General features: G+C 77.8%; 1 protein-coding gene. It reads left to right on the top strand.

What is annotated here, in order from left to right; translation table 11 throughout:
• A partial coding sequence (locus VR45_RS48175) for a type I polyketide synthase (protein ID WP_045945037.1) occupies positions 1-2,875 on the top strand: 2,875 nt, incomplete at both ends.

Below are 2,875 nucleotides of genomic sequence, written 5' to 3'. Positions count from 1 at the left end.
ACGGGCAGGACCGCGCGGACGGGCAACCGCTGCTGCTCGGCTCGCTGAAGTCCAACATCGGGCACACCCAGGCGGCGGCCGGCGTCGGCGGCATCATCAAGACCGTCCTCGCCATGCGGCACGGCACCGTCCCGCCCACCCTGCACGCGCAGGACCCGTCCCCGCAGATCGACTGGACCGCAGGCGCGGTACGCCTGGTCACCGCGAACACCCCCTGGCCCGTGACCGGACGGCCGCGCCGGGCCGCGGTGTCCTCCTTCGGCGTCAGCGGCACCAACGGACACGTCGTCCTGGAGCAGGCGAACGAACCCGTCCCGGACCAGGACGCCGCCCCCGCCGCCCCCGCCGTGCTCCCCTGGGTGCTCTCCGGACGCACCGCCGAAGCGCTGCGCGCCCAGGCCGCCCGGCTCCGTGACCACCTCGACGCCCACCCCGGGCCCGGTCCGGCCGAGGTCGGCCACGCCCTCGCGACGACCCGCGCCGCGCACGAGCAGCGGGCGGTCCTGATCGGCACCCGCCCCGAGGAGTTCCGGGCCGGCCTCGACGCCCTGGCCGCCGGGCGCACCGCCCCCGGCCTGGTCCTCGGCACCGCCGGAACCGGCGGCGAAGTCGCCCTGGTGTTCCCCGGACAGGGCACCCAGTGGGCCGGCATGGCCGTCGAGCTCCTCGACTCCGCCCCCGTCTTCGCCGCCCGCGTCGCGGACTGCGAGCGCGCCCTGGCACCCTTCGTCGACTGGTCCCTGGAAGCCGTCCTGCGCGGCGCCCCCGGCACCCCGCCGGCCGAACGCGTCGACGTGGTGCAGCCGGCGCTGTGGGCCGTCATGGTCTCCCTGGCCGAACTGTGGCGCTCCTACGGCATCACCCCCGGCGCCGTCGTCGGCCACTCCCAGGGCGAGATCGCGGCGGCGTGCGTGGCCGGGGCCCTCTCCCTGGACGACGCCGCCCGGGTCGTCGCCCTGCGCAGCCGGGCGATCCGCGCGCTGTCCGGCCGCGGCGGCATGGCCTCGGTGGCCCTGCCCGCCGAACAGGTCGCCGAACACCTCGCCCCCTGGGACGGCCGGCTCTCCGTCGCCGCCGTCAACGGACCCGCCTCCACCGTGGTCTCCGGCGACACCGACGCGCTCGACGCGTTCCTCGACCGGACGACGGCCCTGGACGTCCGCAGCCGCCGCATCCCCGTCGACTACGCCTCGCACAGCGCCCACGTCGAGGACATCCGCGCCGAACTGCTCGCCCGGCTCGACGGACTGGACCCCCGTCCGTCGGCGATCCCCTTCTACTCCACCCTCAGCGGCGGCCTGCTGGAGGACACCACCGCCCTGGACGCCGACTACTGGTACCGCAATCTCCGCGGGACCGTCCGCTTCGAACAGGCGACCCGCGCCCTGCTCGCCGACGGCTACCAGGTCCTCCTGGAGAGCAGTCCGCACCCCGTCCTCACGGTCGGCGTCCTGGAGACCGCCGAGGACGCGGGCGCCGACGCCACCGCCGTGGGCACCCTGCGCCGCGACGACGGCGGCCCGCGCCGGTTCACCGAGTCCCTGGCCGAACTCCACCTGCGCGGAGTCTCCCCGGACTGGGACGCCGTTTTCGCCGGCCGCCGCCCCGGACGGGTGGAACTGCCCACCTACGCCTTCCAGCGCGACCCGTACTGGCTGGAGGACGGCGCCGGGCCCGTCGCCGACGTCACCTCCGCCGGACTGGCCCCCGCGGACCATCCGCTGCTGGGCGCCGTCGTGGTCCTCGCCGACAGCGACGGCCTGCTCCTCACCGGCCGCCTGTCGACCCGCACCCACCCGTGGCTCGCCGACCACGCGGTCGGCGGCCGGGCCCTGCTCCCGGGCACCGCCTTCCTGGAACTCGCGCTCCAGGCCGGAGCCCGCGTCGGCTGCCCCCGCGTCGAGGAGTTCACCCTCGAAGCCCCCCTGGTGCTGCCCGAACACGGCGGCACCGTGCTGCGGCTCACCGTGGGCGCGCCCGACGCCCAGGGCCGCCGCCCGCTCAGCCTGCACTCCCGGCCGGACGCACCCGCCGACGGCGACGCCGAGGACGACGAGTGGACCAGGCACGGCGACGGCGTCCTGGCCCAGGACGGCGCGGACGGCGCGGACGGCACGAACGGCGCCGCCGGCTCCGAGGCCGGCGGGCCGATGCCCTGGCCGCCGCCCGGCGCCGAACCCCTCGACCTCGACGGGCTGTACGACCGCTTCGCGGCGGGCGGATTCGCCTACGGCCCCGCCTTCCAGGGGCTGCGCGCGGCCTGGCGGCGCGGCGACGAGGTGTTCGCGGAGGCCGTCGCGCCCGCCGGGTCCGCCCCCGACGCCGCCCGCTTCGGACTGCACCCCGCCCTGCTGGACGCGGCCCTGCACGCCACCGGCGTGCCCGGCACCGCCGGCGCGGACGCCCACCCCGAGGGACGGCTGCCGTTCTCCTGGAACGGCGTGACCCTGCATGCCACCGGCGCCGACGCGATCCGCGTCCGGCTCGCCCCGGCCGGACCCGACGCGGTGGCACTCACCGTCGCCGACGCGGCCGGCGCCCCCGTGGCGACCGTGGACGCGCTGGTCCTGCGGCCCGCGGGCACCGTCGGCCCCGGCGCCGACCGCGCCCCCCGGGGCGCGCGCCACCAGGACCTCTACGCGACGGAGTGGGGCACCGCACCCTCGCGCGGCGGCGGCGCACCCGTCCACCGCACCGCGGACCTGGCCATGCTGCTGGCCGCCGTCGACGCCGGAGCCCCGGTGCCCGGAACGGTCCTGCTCGCCCGCACGGAGCCCGCGGACGCGGCCGGACCGGCCGACGCGGTCCGCGCTGCCGTCCACCAGGCCCTCGCCGACATCCGGACCTGGCTCGCCGACGACCGCTTCGCCGACTC

This window comes from Streptomyces sp. NRRL S-495 (assembly GCF_000966955.1).
GTDB classification, from domain to species: domain Bacteria; phylum Actinomycetota; class Actinomycetes; order Streptomycetales; family Streptomycetaceae; genus Kitasatospora; species Kitasatospora purpeofusca.
Note: the sequence above shows the minus strand (reverse complement) of the source record. Positions and strands in the feature narration are given on the sequence as shown.